Here is a 17,363-nt window from a genome sequence, read left to right on the forward strand (position 1 = left end):
CTTTACAGCGTGCCGCAAACGCCCGGGACGCCGGCGAACGCCAGCCCGCAGCTGCCTTGTTCCGCGTACAAGTCAGCGACTTCTTCGCGGTGCGACGCCGGAATGACGAACCGGTCTTCGTATTTGGCGATCGCGAGCAGACGGTACATCTCTTCAATGTCCTCGCGGCTTAAGCCGAGCGATTCGACGAGGCGGATGTCCGGCTGTTTGTTCGTTTGTTTCGCCCGCATGTACGAGCGCATCGCCGCCATTTTTTTCAATGTCGTGCGGATGTGTGCCGTATCGCCCGCCGTCAGCAAATTTGCCAAATACTCGATTGGAATACGCATGTTGTCAATCGCCGGGAAAATGTCGTCAGCGCTGGCGTTGCTTCCTTTTCCTTCGATTGTATTCATGATCGGGCTCAGCGGTGGAATGTACCATACCATTGGCAGCGTCCGGTATTCCGGATGGAGCGGCAAAGCGATTTTCCAGTCGACGATCATTTTATAAATCGGTGAGCGCTGCGCGGCGGCGATCCATTCGTCCGGAATGCCGGCTTCTTTCGCGGCGGCGATGACGGCCGGATCGTTTGGGTCAAGGAACATATCCAGCTGGGCGTGGTACAGCTGTTTCTCATCTGTGACACTTGCCGCTTCTTTCACTTTGTCAGCGTCATACAGCATGACGCCGATGTAGCGGATGCGGCCGACGCACGTTTCCGAGCAAATCGTCGGCAGGCCGGCTTCGATGCGCGGGAAGCAGAGCGTGCATTTTTCCGCTTTGTTCGTCTGCCAGTTGAAATACACTTTTTTGTACGGGCAGCTTGTCACGCAATACCGCCATGCGCGGCAGGCGTTTTGGTCGACGAGGACAATGCCGTCCTCGTCGCGTTTGTACATGGCGCCTGACGGGCAGCTTGAGACGCATGACGGGTTGAGGCAATGCTCGCAAATGCGCGGCAAGTACATCATAAATACGTTCTTAAATTCCGCTTGGATCGATTGCTCCATTTTGATGACGTTCGGGTCGACTAAGCCCGTGACATGGGCGCCGGCCAAGTCGTCTTCCCAGTTTGGCCCCCATGACAGTTCCATCCATTCGCCGGTGATGCTGGATTTCGGCCGGGCGACCGGCTGGTATTGTTTTGGCGGGCTGTTCGTCAATGTTTCATAGTCGTAGTTCCACGGCTCGTAATAGTCATCAATCGTCGGCTGGTACGGGTTGTAGAACAAATTGACGAGCCGCATCGCTTTCGAGCCGGATTTGAGCCGCAGCTCGCCGTTTTTCAACTCCCAGCCGCCTCTATATTTCTCTTGGTCTTCCCATTGTTTCGGGTAGCCGATCCCTGGCTTCGTTTCGACGTTGTTAAAGTACATGTATTCAGCACCGGGGCGGTTCGTCCATGTGTTTTTGCATGTGACGCTGCACGTGTGGCAGCCGATGCATTTGTCCAAATTCATGACCATGCCGACTTGCGCTTTCATCTTCAAGCCAATCAACCTCCTCAAGTTTGCGGATGACGACGTACAAGTCGCGTTGGTTGCCCGTCGGTCCGTAATAGTTGAATCCGTAGCTTAATTGTGCGTATCCGCCGATCATATGCGTCGGTTTCACATGGATGCGCGTCGGGCTGTTGTGCGTGCCGCCGCGGTTGTTCGTCAGCTTTGTGCCCGGCACGTTAATATGACGGTCTTGCGCGTGATGCATGAACGCCATGCCGCGCGGCAGCCGGTGGGAAACGACGGCGCGGGCGACGACGACGCCGTTTTCGTTGAAACATTCGATCCAATCGTTGTCGCTGATGCCGGCTTCCGCTGCGTCATCTTTGTTCATCCAGACGGTCGGCCCGCCGCGGAAAAGCGTCAACATCGGCAGCGAATCGAAATACATGCTGTGAATCGACCATTTGTTATGCGGCGTCAAATAGTTCAGGACGACTTCTTTTCCTTTTTCCGTCGGCCGTTTGTTTGAAAACGGACGGTGCGGCAACACCGGCTTGAACGTCGCCATCGTTTCGCCGAACTCGTGCATCAGTTCATGGTCGATGTAAAACGACTGCCGGCCGGTCAACGTCCGCCACGGGATGAGCCGTTCGACGTTCGTCGTAAACGGCGAGTAGCGCCGCCCGCCTTTTTCCGAGCCGCTGAACGCCGGCGAGGTGATGACTGTTTTCGGCTGGGCGGTGATTTGTTCGAACGTGAAGCACTCTTCTTCGCGTTCTTTCGCCAAGTCGGCGAGCTCCAAATCCGTCTTTTTCTCGAGCGCCTCCCACGCTTTGACCGCCATTTTCCCGTTGGTGGTTGATGACAGCGTCAAAATCGCTTCCGCTGCTTTTTTCGCTTCGCCAATGTCCGGGCAGCCGTCGGCGATTGAAGCGCGCCGGACGGTGCCGAGCCGGTGTTTCAACTGTTCATACTCGTCTTTCGCTGACCAGGCAATCCCTTTTGCGCCGATCGGCTGGCGGGCCACATTCGGGCCTAAGGCGGTCATTTGATCGTAAATCAGCGTGTAGTCGCGCTCGATGACGTGAATGTTCGGCATCGTTTTGCCCGGGATCGGTTCGGTTTCGCCTTTGCTCCAGTCTTTCACTTCGCCGAACGGCTGCGCCAGCTCTTGCGCCGTATCGTGCAACAGCGGGGTGGCGACGACTTCTTTCATCGGCTTTAAGCCGGCTTGTTTCGCGACATCGGATACCGCTTTGGCGAGCGATTTGAAAATGTCCCAGTCCGAGCGGGCTTCCCAAAGCGGAGGCACCGCCGGGTTGAACGGATGGACGAACGGATGCATATCCGTGCTGCTTAAATCATGTTTTTCATACCAAGTCGCCGCCGGCAAAACAACGTCCGAGTAAAGCGCCGTTCCCGCCATGCGGAAGTCGAGGTTGACGAGCAAGTCGAGCTTGCCTTCCGGCGCTTCGTCGCGCCAGCGGATTTCTTCCGGGCGCAGGCTGTCGCGGTCGTCGTTTAACAAGCCGTTCGTTGTGCCAAGCAAATGTTTTAAGAAATATTCGTGTCCTTTGCCGGAGCTTGAAATTAAATTGGCGCGCCAGACGATCAAGTTGCGCGGGAAGTTGGCCTCATTGTCCGGGTCTTCAATGGCAAACTGCAGCTTTTTCTCTTTCAGCTGTTTCGCGACATAGGCGCCGATTTCTTCCGGTGTGCGGGCTCCGTGGCGGACCGCTTCGTTGTACAGCTCGATGCCGTTTTTGTTAAATGTCGGGTACGACGGCAGCCAGCCGAGCCGCGCGGCCAAGACGTTGTAGTCGCCGGGATGCAAATAGCGCACTTTTTTGGCCAGCGGCGAGACGAGTTCGTCGACCGGCCGCTCTTCATAGCGCCATTGATCGGTCGCAAAGTAAAAGAACGATGTGCCGTTTTGCAGTTTCGCCGGTCCGATCCAGTCGCGCGCCATGGCGATTGTCTGCCACCCTTCCACCGGCCGCAGCTTTTCCTGCCCGACGTAATGCGCCCAGCCGCCGCCGTTGACACCTTGGGCGCCGACGAACAACACTAAGTTCAACACGGCGCGGTAAATCGTATCGGAGTTGTACCAATGGTTGATTCCCGCACCGACGATCACCATCGACCGGCCGTTCGTGTCAATGGCGTTGTCGGCAAATTCGCGGGCGATTTTGATGACAAGTTCGCGCTTGACGCCGGTGATCGCTTCTTGCCACGCCGGGGTGAACGGAACGTTGTCATCGTACGAACGGGCAACGACACCGCCGATGCCGCGGTCGATGCCGTAGTTGGCCAAAATCAAGTCATAGACGGTCGTGACATACACGTCGCCCGCTTCGGTGTGCACTTTTTTCGCCGGAACGGCGCGTTCGATCGTTTTTCCGCCTTCAGCGGTGAAATACGGAAGCTTTATCGAAATGACCTCATCTTCGCTTCCCAAAAACGACAGGCGCGGTTCAATGGGCTGCCCCGTTTCCTCGTCGACGAGGCGCAAGTTCCATTTCCCCTTATCCTCCCAGCGCGCGCCGATCGTTCCGTTCGGCACGGCAAACGAGTCGGTGTTTTCATCATAGACGACCGGCTTCCATTCGGCGTTTCCGGTTGGTTTGCCAAGGTCTTTCGCCAAGAGGAAGCGGCCGGGCGTCCATGTGCCGCCATCTTGTTTCAACGTGACGACAAACGGAAAGTCGGTGTACGTTTTGGCATATTGTTCAAAATGCGGGACGGTTCGTTTGACATAATATTCGTTTAAAATGACATGCCCCATTGCCATCGCCAAGGCGCCGTCCGTTCCTTGCTTCACCGACAGCCAGTCGTCGGCGAATTTCGTCGACTCGGCGTAGTCCGGGCTGATGGAGACGACTTTCGTGCCGCGGTAGCGCACTTCGGCCAAAAAGTGGGCGTCCGGCGTCCGGGTGAGCGGAATGTTGGAGCCCCACGTGATGATGTAGCCGGCGTTGTACCAGTCGCTTGATTCCGGCACATCGGTTTGATCGCCCCAAATTTGCGGCGAGGCTGGCGGCAAGTCGGCGTACCAGTCGTAAAAGCTTAACATCGGGCCGCCCATCAGCTGCATAAACCGAGACCCGGCGGCATGGCTGACCATCGACATCGCCGGAATCGGCGAGAAGCCGACGTTGCGGTCCGGGCCGTATTTGACAACCGTATACAATAAAGAAGCGGCAACAAGCGTCAATGCTTCGTCCCAGCTGACGCGCACGAAACCGCCTTTCCCGCGCGCCTGTTTGTAGCGTTTTGCTTTTTCGCGGTCTTCGACGATGCTTTTCCACGCTTCAAGCGGATTGTTCGGATGAGCCGCGAGCGCCTCGCGCCACATGTCAAGCAAGATGCCGCGGACATACGGGTATTTGACGCGCAGCGGGCTGTACATATACCAGGAGAAGCTCGCGCCGCGCGGGCAGCCGCGCGGTTCAAAGTCCGGCATATCCGGCCCGGTCGACGGGTAATCGAGCTGCTGCCCTTCCCAGGCGACGATGCCGTTTTTGACGTAAATGTTCCAGCTGCATGACCCGGTGCAGTTGACACCGTGGGTCGAGCGGACGACTTTGTCGTGCTGCCAGCGGCGGCGGTAGGCGTCTTCCCAGGCGCGGTCGCCGTAAGTTGTCTCACTGTGGCCGTCGGCTTGGCGCTCAATCGGCCGAATATATTGGAAACGGTTGGCAAGCGGGGGGCGTTTTCGTTTCATTATCGTTCACTCCTTATTCGCGTTTTGTACTTTTAACGATAGCCATGATGTCAATAACGCGATGTTAACTTTGTCACACTTCGCGGCATTGTCACAAATTCGTCAAAGAAACGAACAAATATTCTTTCGTGTGGTATAATGGGGGAAAACGATAGACGTTTGAGGGGATTTTTGTGCGGTATTCAAGTCATGTCATTGCCTCATTATGTCTCGGCGCGGCGGTGTCCGCGCATACAACGCTGCCGTTTACCGCCGCCTATACGGCGGGGCTTGTCATCGGCAGCCTTCTTCCTGACATTGATGAGCCGTCGTCGTATGTCGGCCGCCGTTCGTTTGGCGTTTCGGACAAAATCAAAGAAGCGTTCGGCCATCGCGGCATGACCCATTCGCTCATCGCCTGGGGAGTGCTCGCCGTGCTCGTCTGGCGCGACTCGGCGTCGCCGTTTGCCATGGGGCTTGTGCTCGGCTACTTGTTTCACATTGTGGAAGATTTTTTTTCCGTCCAGGGAGTGCCGCTGTTTTGGCCGTTTTCGTCCAAGCGGTGGAAAGTGCCGCTCTATCGGACGGGAAAAGGGGTGGAGAAAGCGCTTGTGTACATGGCATTGGCCGGATTCGTTTACTTTGGCGTCAACGGCTTGTTTTACGAATGGTGGCGGTCATGGTTGGCGATGTGGTAACGGCGACCGATAAGAAAAGGAAAAAAGAGGCGCGGCGGCGAATATGGTGAAAGGAACGAATTGACTAGATAAGGGGGAGAGGAAGATGAACGAACAATATCCGGTACTGCCTGGCGCGGAGCCGTTTTACGCCGAAAACGGGCCGGCCGGGGTGCTGCTCGTGCACGGGTTTACCGGCACGCCCCATAGCATGCGCCCGCTCGCTGAGGCGTATGCGAAAGCGGGGTATACCGTTTGTCTGCCGCGTTTAAAAGGCCATGGGACGCATTATGAAGATATGGAGCGGACGACATTCCGTGACTGGATTGATTCGGTCGAGGAAGGGTACGAATGGCTGAAGGAACGGTGCGGGACGATTTTTGTCACTGGGCTGTCGATGGGCGGGACGCTGACGCTTTATATGGCGGAACGTTACCCGTCCATCCGCGGCATCGTCCTGATCAATCCGGCGATTGACATTCCGGCCATTCGCGCTGGTCTGGCGGCGGGGGACGAGCTGCCGAGATATCTCGATTCGATCGGTTCCGACTTGAAAAATCCGGATGTGAAAGAGCTGGCGTACGAGAAAACGCCGACCGCTTCGCTTCTTCAGCTGGCTAGGCTGATGGAGCAAGTGAAAGGCGAGCTGGAACGCGTGGCATGCCCGATTTTAATTTTCGTCTCGAACGAAGACCATGTCGTGCCGCCTGAGAACGCGGACATCATTTTTCGCGGCGTCCGATCGTCAGACAAAGAGATCGTTCGTCTGAAAAACAGCTATCATGTCGCGACGCTTGATCATGACCAGCCGCTCGTGATTGAACGGTCGCTCCGTTTTTTCGCCAAGCATTCGAAATAGCCGGACCCGACGTTTTGCCCATTCCGGCCAGAACGGGATGGGTCATTTCTTTTGTCGTTATTTTTCTTAAAAAATAGATGGCTGTTTCCGAAGGATTGTTCTAAACTTATTAGATAGCAAGATGAAATGAAGGAGTTTCGTTATATGAAAATAGAAATGATCGCATCGCTTGTGAAAGAAAAACGAATCGTCGACGCCCTCGCCGGGGTGCGGCCATACCTTGAGAAGACCGGCCCGTTTCAGTGGCGGCCGCTCATGGCGTCCTGGGACGAGATTGAACCGTTTCGGACGCTTGTCCGCCTGTTTGATTACGCGCTCATGTACCGGCATAGCGGATTGGTTGCGCGGTACGCCCATCGGAAGTTCAACACGCTGCAGACGCTTGCGTGGTTGTGCGACGAATGGCTCGATCAACGCCGGCCGCTCGATGTGGAGGAGGCGCTCACTCCGCGCCTGACCGCCGCGCTCGAAGGACGGGTGGAGGAGCCGAGGGAAGCGATCGCCCGGGCGGCGTTTGCGTTGGTGCGCGCTTTATTGGATATGCAGCGGATCGATGAGGCGCGGGAATGGATGGATGTGGTTGCCCGTTATGAGACGGTGCCGATGCATGACAAGTGGGGCTATTTTTATATCGAAACCGGCGACCGGAAGCGAGCGGAACAAGCGATCCGGGCTGGGTTGGACGACCCGGAGCGCGGCGACATGTGCTATTTGCTTCTTGCCGATTTGTGTGCGCTCGATGGCCGCCACCACGAGGCGCTTGCCGTTCTGGAGGAAGGAGGGCAGCGTTTTCCGCAAGTGATGGCGTTTTACGCTGAGCGCGTGCGCCGCTTGCGCGATGTGCGCGCCTACCGCGAGGCGCTCGCGGCGATGGATGAACTTGACCGCCTGAATCCGCTTCATATGCATCGCCGTTATTTCGCCCATTTGCGCGCCGAACTGTATTACCAGCTTGACGAATGGGAGAAGCTTGAATCGCTTGTGAAAGCGGAGCCGCAGCTTGAAAAAACGCCGTACGCCCGAGCGCTTGGGCGGCAAAGGAAACGGTCGGTGGCGCTGCCGCTTGTGCCGGTCGTGCAAAAGCATAACTATTGCGTGCCGGCGAGTTTGGAAATGATGCTTCGATTGCTTGGCTCCCCCCGCACGCAGGATGAAGTGGCCGAACATATTTTTGATGTGCGCGGATCGAAATTGTCGACGACGGTTCATTATTTGGAAGAGCTTGGCTTTGTTTGCCGCTTTTTCGTCGGCTCGCCGCTTCGTTGGAAGCGGCTGATTGATGAGGGCGTTCCGGTGCTGTTAAGCGTCGATTATGAACAGTCATCGCACGTGCAGGTGTTGTTTGGCTATGACGAGCGGCTTGGGGCGTTGTACGTGCAAGACCCGAATCTATTTGATCCGTTTGTTGTTTCCGAGGACGAGCTTGCCAAATGGTATGCAGGGACGCATTATTTGTCGATTGTGGTGCTTCCCCGGGAAAAAGCGGCGCTCGCCGCCGAGCTCCCTAAAGAGGAAGACCGCTATTTCCGCGAATTGCACGCGTTGGCTGAAAAGATGGACGAGGACGAACAGGCGCATTTCGCCGTGTTTGTCGCCTTTTTGCGCCAGCATGAGCACATCCCGTACACATGGCTGTATGTCATGAAGCATTTTAGCAGCGATGAGACGAAGCCGCTTGTATTGGAGTATACGGAACGAGTCTTGAACGAGTATCCGGAACATAACGACTTGCTGCTGATGGCGGCGAAAGCGTACGTCTACACGCAAGAAATGGAGAAGGCCGAAGACGTTCTCAAACGGGTGAAAGGAAAGGCGCAAAGCCCGCTCTACCATTATTTGCGCGGCCGCATTGCGTTTTTTGCCAGCCGCTACGAAGAGGCGGCCCGCTATTTTCGCACCTCGCTCCAGTTGGACCCAGACCAGCCGGAAGTGTGGAGCTATTTCGGGCTCGCCTCGGCGTACGCCGGTCATATCGAAAAAGGGCTCATCTCTTCGCGCGTGGCGGTCAGCCTGTATCCGGGCGATTTGTTTATCGAAACGAACCACGGTGTGCTGTTGTTCCACGCGAAGCGGTTCGCCGAAGCGCGCGCCTGGTTTGATCGTCTTGTGCGCCGCGAACGGCGGGATGCCCAGCTTTGGTATGAGCGGGCCCGCTGCGACATGGAGCTTGGCCGCCGGCGCAAGGCGGAACGCGGCTTTTGTGTCGCCAAAGCGCTCGACCCGCAGGAACCGCACCCGTATTTGATGTTGGCTGACTTGTATGATGACGACGGCGATCGGGAAAAAGCGAAAGCGGTGCTGGAAGAGGGGCTGGCCGCTGCTAGACGCTTGGCGCCGCTTTACGTCCGTCTTGGCGATCTCTATATGGAGGAAGGGGAGGCGGAACAAGCGGTTTCGTGCTATAAAGAGGCGGTCCGTCATGACCGCGATGACGTGTTCGCCCATCTCGGCTTGGCGTCTGCCCTTGCGGAGCGCGGGGATATGGATGAGGCACGCCGGTATGTGATCGAGCAGCGCGCCCGTTTTGCCGCCAACAGCGAATATTGGCTGAACGCGGGAAGATGGCTTGTCGCCCATGGGTTCGCCGATGAGGAGGAAGGACGCGAGACGGCGCTGTCGTGGTTGGAAGAAGGGTTGCGTCTGGCTGAGTTTGAGGCGGAAGAAGCGTACGAGTTTTACCTTGATCAGCTGGCAACGCCGTCTTTAGAGGAACGCGGCCGGGCGTTTTTAGAGCAGCTTGTCTCGGCTCGCCCGACACTCGCTTCGGCCCATTCCGCTCTCGGCGTCCTTTATGAGCGGCGAGGCCGGCTGTCGAAGGCCATGACGTTTTACCGAGAAGCTGCCGCCATGGGCCATGCGCTTTCCCTCTTCCGGCTCGCGGAGCTGTGCGCCTCGCTTGGACGCCACGAAGAGGCGAAACAACAGTATGAGGCTTGTCTCAAAGCCGATCCATCGTTTGTCCTTTGCCATTTTCGCTTAGCTTCACTCTATGAGGCGGAAGGAAACGAAGAGCGGCAGCACGCGCATTTGCTTGAGGCGGTGCGCTTGGCCCCGAAGCGCGTCGATATGGAGCAGCTTGCCGCGATCGTGGAGCCTTCCGCGCTTCTCCGCGCGTTGGCTGACGCCCGTCCGCATGCAGGGGAGGCGTGGTATTACGACAGCCTTGGATATGTTTATGGAGCGCTCGGCCGGCGCGATCAAGAAAAGGCGGCCGTCGAGAAGGCGCTTGCTCTTGACCCGGACCATCCTGAAGTGCTCCGCCATTGGGCGATCGTGCTGATCGCGGAAGGACCCCAAAAAGAGGCGGCGAAACTGCTCGAACAGTTGATGGTGCGCCATCCGGATGATGAATCGTTGTACCCGTTGTATGTTGCTCTCTTTCCGAAAACGATGCGCGGCTTAGGGAAGCTGCGCCATCGACTCGAGCGGCTAAAGGCAAGCCGCGAGGCGAAAAGCGTGATGTATCGGAACACCGCCTCGGCTCTTCTCCCGTATTTTGGCGAGGAGCAGGGGGGGCATGACGAACCGGTGCGATGGTGGACAAAAGCGAAAGAATGGGTCGGCACCGTTGTCTTGTTTTCGATTGTGACCGATTTCTACGACGAAGCGATTCGCCTCAACCGCAGCGATGCGGAAGCCTACAGGCGGCTCGCCCGCTTATATGCCGCGCTCGAATTGGACAGCGATGCCGTGAAAACGTGGCGCAAAGCGCTCGCCCGCGTTTGGGATCCGTCTTTGGCGCAAGAATTTGTGGAATATTTATTGGCCGCCGATGAGGAAAGAAAACGCGAGGAAGCGAAGCGCTGGCTGGAGCGGCTGCTGGCTGATGACCCGGATGATGTCGACCTGCGCGTGCTGCAGGCGGTCGTTTGGCTTCAAGAAGGACAGCGCGAGAAAGCCGAGCGGCAGCTCGAGGCGATCGTGGCGGAAGAACTGCTCGCCCGTGAGGCGCTCATGTTGCTTGGCGAACAGTATATGGAAACGGGCCGCTGCCAGGAAGCGGCGGCGCTTTGGGAGCGCTATGCCGATTGGTATCCTGAGAATGAAGAGTTCCATATGCAGCTTGCGGCTGTTTATGAAGAAGCGGGGCGCATCGATCAAGCGCTCGCGGCCATCGAGCGGTGCGTCCATATGGCCAACGATGCCCGGCTTCGCTACGAACGAGCCCGCTATCTCGCGCTGCTTGGACGCTTCGATGAGGCGAAAGAAGAGCTTCGGGCGGCGCTGGCGGCCGATGAAAGCGGGGAGCTGGCCGTCTTGGCAGCCGACGAGCCGGCATTTCACCGCTTGGAGCGGATGTGATCAATTGTTGCTTTTCTTTCGGTTGAAAGTTTGCTATTGTATGGAAAGAGAACAATCGACAGGCGAAAGGGAGGTGGACGCATGGAAGCGCCTATTGATTTGCTTGTCTATATGTCGCTTGTCGGCGCGCTATGGATCATCATGAAAGGACATACGAGCGCGCGCCGGATGGCAGGTTCGCTGTTTTATGAACCGGCGTTGGCCGCGGTTCGCGAGCATGAAGCAGAGGGAGGCGCCGAACGGGCGGCGCTTCCATGGCGCCCGCTGTTTTTGCCGCAGCGGCGGAAAATTCCCGTTCGGGAACGGACAAGCCGAACGGATGAGGATGGAAGGCCCTTTCCTTTATGTTGAAACGGCATGATTTTGCAACATGATCAAAGGAGGGCTTTTCATGAAAAAATGGGGATTGGTGCTGCTTGGCGCCGTTTTGCTTCTTGCCGGCTGCAACCGCAACGAACCGATCGACGAACATAGCCAAGGCATTTGGAACCATTATTTTGTCTACCCGATGTCGAAGCTTCTTTTGACGCTTGGGCACTGGTTTGGCGACAATTACGGCATCGCCATTATCGTGCTGACGCTCATCGTCCGCTTTTGCTTGCTGCCGCTCATTTTGAAGCAGTTCCGTGCATCGATCGCCATGCAAAAACTGCGCCCGGAGCTTATGAAGCTGCAAGAAAAATATAAAAGCAAAGACCCGGAAACGCAGCGCAAGCTCCAGCAAGAAATGATGCAGCTGTATCAAAAGCACGGCGTCAACCCGGCGAGCGGCTGCCTGCCGGTGCTCATTCAAATGCCGATTTTTATGGCGCTGTATTACGCGATTTCGCGGACGCAGGAAATTAAAACGCATTCGTTCTTATGGGTCGAACTCGGCCATCGCGATCCGTATTTCATTTTGCCCGTTTTGGCGGCGTTGACGACGTTCATCTCGCTCCGCCTGTCGCCGTCGATGGCTGAAGAGCAAATGCCGCAAATGGCGATGATGTCGTACATCATGCCGGTGATGATTTTTATCGGCGCCAGCTCCGTTCCGTCGGCGCTGTCGCTCTATTGGGTCGTCGGCGGCTGCTTCTCGATCATCCAGTCGCTCATTTTGCGTGCTCAAATGAAGGCGGCCAAAGCGGCGGAAAACAGCTGAAACGACTTCGACAATCCCCTGTCCGCTTCCAGCAGGCAGGGGATTTGTTGTCTTGTCTGCTGTCAATGCTGATATGGTATAATGGTAGAAAAGTCCAACAAGATGTAGGCGAGATGGAAAAGCAGCAACCCGAACCGTGCAGGAAGAGGAGAAGGAGTGAATGGGAATGAACAAGGCGCTTATTAACATCGACTACACCGTCGATTTCATCGCTGATCATGGCGCGCTCACATGCGGGAAGCCGGGTCAGGCGATTGAAAAAGAGCTCGTGCGGGTGACGAAACAGTTTATTGACAACGGTGATTTTGTCGTCTTTGCCATTGACAAGCATGCGGCGGGAGACGACTATCATCCGGAAACGAAGCTGTTTCCGCCGCATAACATTGAAGGGACGGAGGGGCGAAAGCTGTACGGGGAGCTCGAGGCGGTGTATCAGGCGAACAGGCATAAAAACAATGTGTATTGGATGGACAAAACGCGCTACAGCGCGTTCGCCGGGACTGATTTGGAGCTGAAATTGCGCGAGAGAGGCATCACGGAGGTGCATTTGGTCGGCTGCTGCACCGATATTTGCGTCCTTCATACGGCGGTCGATGCGTACAACAAAGGATTTCGCATCGTCGTCCACCGGCGGGCGGTGGCGAGCTTCGACGCGGCGGGACATGAATGGGCGCTTCGCCATTTTCGCCATACGCTAGGCGCGGAAATAGTGGAATAATGGAGAAAACGTGATAGAATAGACGATGAACATTGTTTTATTCGGCGGCGCCGTCATTCGTGTGTTGGAGGTTGCACATTCATGAAGACATATGCTGATGACAGTTTGATGCTTCATACGGACTTATATCAAATCAATATGGTCGAGACGTATTGGGAAGATCGTATGCATGAGCGCCGCGCTGTGTTTGAAGTGTTTTTCCGCAAGCTGCCGTTTGGCAACGGCTATGCGGTGTTCGCTGGGTTGGAGCGTGTCATTCAGTTTTTGCAGCAGTTCCGATTCTCTGACAGCGACATCGACTATTTGCGCCAAGAACTTGGTTACCGCGACGATTTTTTAGACTATTTGCGGACGCTTCGCTTCACCGGCACGGTCCGTTCGATGCGCGAAGGGGAAGTGGTGTTTGCCAACGAACCGATTATGCGCATTGAGGCGCCGCTTGCGGAGGCGCAGCTCATCGAAACGGCTATTTTAAACATCATCAATTTCCAGACGCTCATCGCCACGAAAGCGTCGCGCATTAAGCATATTCTCGGGGACGAACCGGCCTTGGAGTTTGGCAGCCGGCGGGCGCAGGAGATGGATGCGGCGCTATGGGGCGCGCGCGCGGCGTATATCGGCGGGATTGAGGCGACATCGAACGTGCGCGCTGGGAAGCTGTTTGGCATTCCGGTCGCCGGAACGCATGCCCATTCGATGATTCAAGCGTACCAGGATGAATACACGGCCTTTTTGAAGTATGCACGCCGCCACAAAGACTGTGTCTTTCTTGTCGATACGTACGATACGTTGAAGTCGGGGGTGCCAAACGCCATTCGCGTCGCGAAGGAGCTGGGCGACCAAATCAACTTTATCGGCATCCGCATCGACAGCGGCGATTTGGCCTATTTGTCGAAAGAAGCGCGAAAAATGCTCGATGAAGCCGGATTTCCGAACGCGAAAATTTTCGCCTCGAACGATTTGGACGAAGATACGATTTTAAACTTAAAATCGCAAGGAGCGAAAATCGATGTGTGGGGGATCGGCACAAAGCTCATTACGGCGTACGATCAGCCGGCGCTCGGCGCCGTGTACAAAATGGTGGCGATCGAAAACGAACGCGGTGAGATGGTCGATACGATCAAAATCAGCGGCAATCCGGAAAAAGTGACGACGCCGGGGCTGAAGCGGGTGTACCGCATCGTCAACAAAATCAACCATAAAGCGGAAGGCGACTACATCGCCTTAGAGAGCGAAAACCCGCAGCAAGAAGAGCGGCTGAAAATGTTCCATCCGGTGTACACGTTCATCAGCAAATTCGTCACCAATTTCGAAGCGCGTGATTTGCATGTGACGATCTTCGACAACGGCCGGCTTGTGTATACGTCGCCCCCGCTTCCGGACATTCAAGCGTACGCGAAAGAAAGCTTGCGCTTGTTTTGGGAGGAGTACAAACGGACGCTCAATCCCGAGCAATATCCCGTCGATTTGAGCCAAGCGTGCTGGGACAATAAGATGGAAAACATCCGCAAGGTGAAAGAAAAAATTGCAGGCGCATCTTTAAGTGAATAACCGCCTTGGCTGCGGGGCAAGCGCATGGTGTCGCTTTGCGCGCGATCGACCGCCTTAACCGGTCCCGCGCGTTGCAACGCAAAGCGATATTCTTTTTTCCGCCGCAATAACAAAGGTGTCCCGAACGGCGCGGGACACCTCTTTCATGTAGACCGCTGACGGTTTTGGCTTGGCAGCTGTCGATCGAGTTCGTCAACGAGTTCGGCGAAATGACCTAAGACCCGCTCGATCGGTTCGGGGCTTGTCATATCTACTCCGGCACGTTTGAGCAGACGGATCGGGTCATCGGATGCGCCGGAGCGCAAAAATTGTTTGTACCGCTTCACCGCCCCGCCGTTTGCATCGGTTTGGATGTCGCTCACAATGGCGTACGATGCGGCGAGCGAAGTGGCATATTTGTATACATAAAAGGCGTCATAAAAATGCGGGATGCGCAGCCAGCCGCGCGCGGCGCCGGGATCGGCGGCGTACGCCGGGCCATAATACGTTTTCAGCAGGCCAAGCCAAAGATGGTTCAGTTCGTCCGCCGTCAAGCTGCCGCCTTGGCGCACCTTGTCATGAATCATCTTCTCGAATTCGGAATACATCACTTGCGTGTACAACGTGCCGCGGATTTGCTCGATTTGTTCGATGAGCAGGCGGAGTTTTTCTTCTTTTGTTTTCGCCTGTTTGTATAAATAATCGAGCATGAGCCATTCGTTCGCGGTCGAGGCGACTTCGGCGGTGAAAATCGAATGGCCGGAATAATGGTACGGCTGCGCACGGTTCGTGTAGACGGAATGCATGGCGTGCCCAAGCTCGTGGGCCATTGTCAATACGCCATCAAGCGAACCGTTGTAATTGAGCAAGATGAACGGATGGGTGTCATACGCTCCCGTGTTGTAGCCGCCGGTATATTTTTTCGGGCGCGGGAAGACATCAAGCCATCGTTCTTGAAACGCTCGGTGCACCTGTTTGATATAGTCGGCGCCGAGCGGCTTGAGCCCTTCCAAAATCAACGTCTTCGCTGTTTCGACCGGAATCGGCTTCATTGTTTCACCGACAAGCGGCACGTACAAGTCATAGCTATGGACGCGGTCAAGCCCGAGCGCGCGCCGCCGCAGTTCGACATAACGGTGAAGCGCCGGCAAGTGGCGGCGGGTGGCGGCGATTAAGTTGTCGAACACTTCCTTCGGGACATCGTCGGCGGCGAGAGCCGCGGCAAGGCCGGATGGATAGCGGCGCACGTTCGCATACAATTCATCTGCTTTGACCGAGGCATACAGCGTCGCGGCTGCGGTTTGTTCCATGGCTTCATAACTTTTGGCTTTCGCTTCAAACGCCGCCTTTCGATAGCGGCGGTCCGGGTGCTCGAGCATGGCGGCGTATTGGTCGTCGGTCAATGTCACCGTTTTTCCGTTCGGCATCTTGACAGACGGCGGCTCGTAATCGCCGCGGGCGGCGTGGTCATAAATGTTCTCCGCTTCGCCGAGCGCCGGCGATAGTTTCGCGAGCAGCTGTTCTTCGCGTTTCGTGAGCGTATGCGGCTTTTGCTCACGCAACTCATGGAAGTAATAGCGGTACGCCTTCAGCGGTTTGCTTTTTTGGAGCTTCCTGAGCGTCCGGTCTGGAAGGGCGAGCAGTTCCGGCTCGATAAACGCTGTTTTCGCCGCATATTGGGCGGCGAGCGCTTCCACTTTTGCCCCGAGCCGGGCCGCCGTTTCATCTTCAATGTTGATATCGCGTTTTAAATGGGCGTAAAGCGACAGTTTTTCGAGCTTGCGGGCCGTTTGTTCGTTTAGGGCGAACAGTTTGGCGATCATCTTTGCATCGTCAAGCTTCCCTTCAAACGCCGCCAGTTTCGGCAAGGCGTTTTTCACCGCCTTGTAGTCGCGCATCCATTCGTGTTCGGATGGGTAAATGTCGGCCACATTCCATTCGTATGCGGTTTCGGCGGCTGATGTCGGCCATGGGGAGGCCAAAAGAAGCACGGCGGCGAGCCCAAGAAGCCAGCGCTTCATATCATCACGTCCTTTCCGTTTTTTCCTCTTGTTGGTAGTATGCGCAAGCGGAACGATTTTAGCCAAAACCAAAAAAAGAAAGGGAGACGATCAATGGAACGAATCCGGTTGGCGGACGATTTGACTTTTTCCCGCCTCATTCACGGCTGTTGGCGGCTTGCGGACTGGGGCTATTCGCGCGAGCAGCTGCTGTCGCTCATTGAATTTTGTCTTGAGCGCGGCATTACGACGTTTGACCATGCTGATATTTACGGCGACTATACGTGTGAATCGCGCTTTGGCGAAGCACTGGCGTTAAAGCCAAGCTTGCGCGGTCAGATCGAGATCGTGACGAAATGCGGCATCAAGCTGCCGTCAAAATACGGGATGAAATTATATGATACAAGCAAAACCCATATCATCGCCTCGGTCGAGCAGTCGCTCGCCCATTTCCGCACCGATTATATTGATGTGCTGCTGATTCACCGCCCGGATCCGTTCATGAATCCAGAAGAGGTGGCCGAGGCGTTTGTTCGGTTAAAGCAAGATGGGAAAGTGCGCTATTTTGGCGTTTCCAATTTTAAGCGTTCGCAGTGGGAAATGCTTCAGTCGTATTTGCCGTTTCCGCTCGTGACCAACCAAATCGAAGTATCGGCGTATCGGTTGGAAAATCTTGAAGACGGCACCGTTGACCTTTGCCTTGAGAAGCGCATTCCGCCAATGGTATGGTCGCCCCTTGCCCGTGGAGCGATTTTTTCCGCTGACGATGACCGGGCGGTGCGGCTGCGCGGGACGCTTGAACAAGTGCGGAGTGAGGTGGGCGCTGAGACGATCGACGAAGTGTTGTATGCGTGGCTTCTCGTTCATCCAGCGCGGATGATGCCGATTGTCGGCTCGGGGAAACGAGAACGCATCGAGCGGGCGGTGCGGGCGCTGTCTTTGTCGCTTTCCCGCGAGCAATGGTTCGCCATCTTGCAAAGCTCCATGGGGCATGATGTGCCGTAAGGGG

General features: G+C 56.1%; 10 protein-coding genes and 1 pseudogene. 8 read left to right on the forward strand and 3 right to left on the reverse strand.

All coding sequences use genetic code 11. The features are described from left to right. Positions 1-2: 2 nt before the first annotated feature. The gene (gene narH, locus B9L19_RS09295) at positions 3-1,472 is read right to left on the reverse strand and encodes a nitrate reductase subunit beta (RefSeq protein ID WP_047753076.1); all 1,470 of its coding nucleotides are present in this window, start codon (positions 1,470-1,472) and stop codon (positions 3-5) included. After that, a pseudogene (locus B9L19_RS09300) lies at positions 1,465-5,148 on the reverse strand (nitrate reductase subunit alpha); the annotation flags it as partial. The gene narH and the pseudogene B9L19_RS09300, both read right to left, overlap by 8 nt. A 173-nt stretch (positions 5,149-5,321) precedes the next feature. On the opposite strand from B9L19_RS09300, the gene B9L19_RS09305 reads away from it, so the two are divergent. From B9L19_RS09305 to B9L19_RS09335, 7 genes are all read left to right on the forward strand, one after another. Then, the gene (locus tag B9L19_RS09305; protein ID WP_047753077.1) at positions 5,322-5,825 is read left to right on the forward strand and encodes a metal-dependent hydrolase; all 504 of its coding nucleotides are present in this window, start codon (positions 5,322-5,324) and stop codon (positions 5,823-5,825) included. A gap of 85 nt (positions 5,826-5,910) precedes the next feature. Further along, on the forward strand, positions 5,911-6,663 hold the full coding sequence (locus B9L19_RS09310; RefSeq protein WP_047753078.1) for an alpha/beta hydrolase: 753 nt from the start codon (positions 5,911-5,913) through the stop codon (positions 6,661-6,663). Between the two features lie 144 nt (positions 6,664-6,807). After that, positions 6,808-10,965: a bacteriocin-processing peptidase family protein gene (locus B9L19_RS09315; protein WP_047753079.1), complete on the forward strand. Its 4,158-nt coding sequence runs from the start codon at positions 6,808-6,810 to the stop codon at positions 10,963-10,965. 81 nt (positions 10,966-11,046) lie between these two features. After that, positions 11,047-11,316, forward strand: coding sequence for a hypothetical protein (locus B9L19_RS09320; protein WP_015374914.1), 270 nt, complete (start codon positions 11,047-11,049; stop codon positions 11,314-11,316). 40 nt (positions 11,317-11,356) lie between these two features. Then, a complete protein-coding gene (yidC, locus tag B9L19_RS09325; RefSeq protein ID WP_047753080.1) occupies positions 11,357-12,106 on the forward strand; it encodes a membrane protein insertase YidC in 750 nt (249 codons plus the stop codon). A 166-nt stretch (positions 12,107-12,272) separates the two neighbouring features. Then, positions 12,273-12,824: a cysteine hydrolase family protein gene (locus B9L19_RS09330; protein ID WP_025950705.1), complete on the forward strand. Its 552-nt coding sequence runs from the start codon at positions 12,273-12,275 to the stop codon at positions 12,822-12,824. An 81-nt stretch (positions 12,825-12,905) separates the two neighbouring features. Beyond that, entirely contained in the window at positions 12,906-14,375 is a 1,470-nt protein-coding gene (locus tag B9L19_RS09335; RefSeq protein ID WP_015374911.1) for a nicotinate phosphoribosyltransferase, read from the forward strand. 143 nt (positions 14,376-14,518) lie between these two features. On the opposite strand, the gene pepF is transcribed toward B9L19_RS09335, so the two are convergent. Further along, positions 14,519-16,375 (reverse strand): oligoendopeptidase F, encoded by a 1,857-nt coding sequence (gene pepF, locus B9L19_RS09340; protein WP_047753081.1) that lies wholly within the window; start codon positions 16,373-16,375, stop codon positions 14,519-14,521. Between the two features lie 93 nt (positions 16,376-16,468). Here pepF and B9L19_RS09345 point away from each other — a divergent pair, with 93 nt between their 5' ends. Further along, positions 16,469-17,359, forward strand: coding sequence for an aldo/keto reductase (locus B9L19_RS09345; RefSeq protein ID WP_047753082.1), 891 nt, complete (start codon positions 16,469-16,471; stop codon positions 17,357-17,359). The last annotated feature ends 4 nt before the right edge of the window (positions 17,360-17,363 follow it).

It is taken from the genome of Geobacillus thermocatenulatus (assembly GCF_002217655.1).
GTDB classification, from domain to species: domain Bacteria; phylum Bacillota; class Bacilli; order Bacillales; family Anoxybacillaceae; genus Geobacillus; species Geobacillus thermocatenulatus.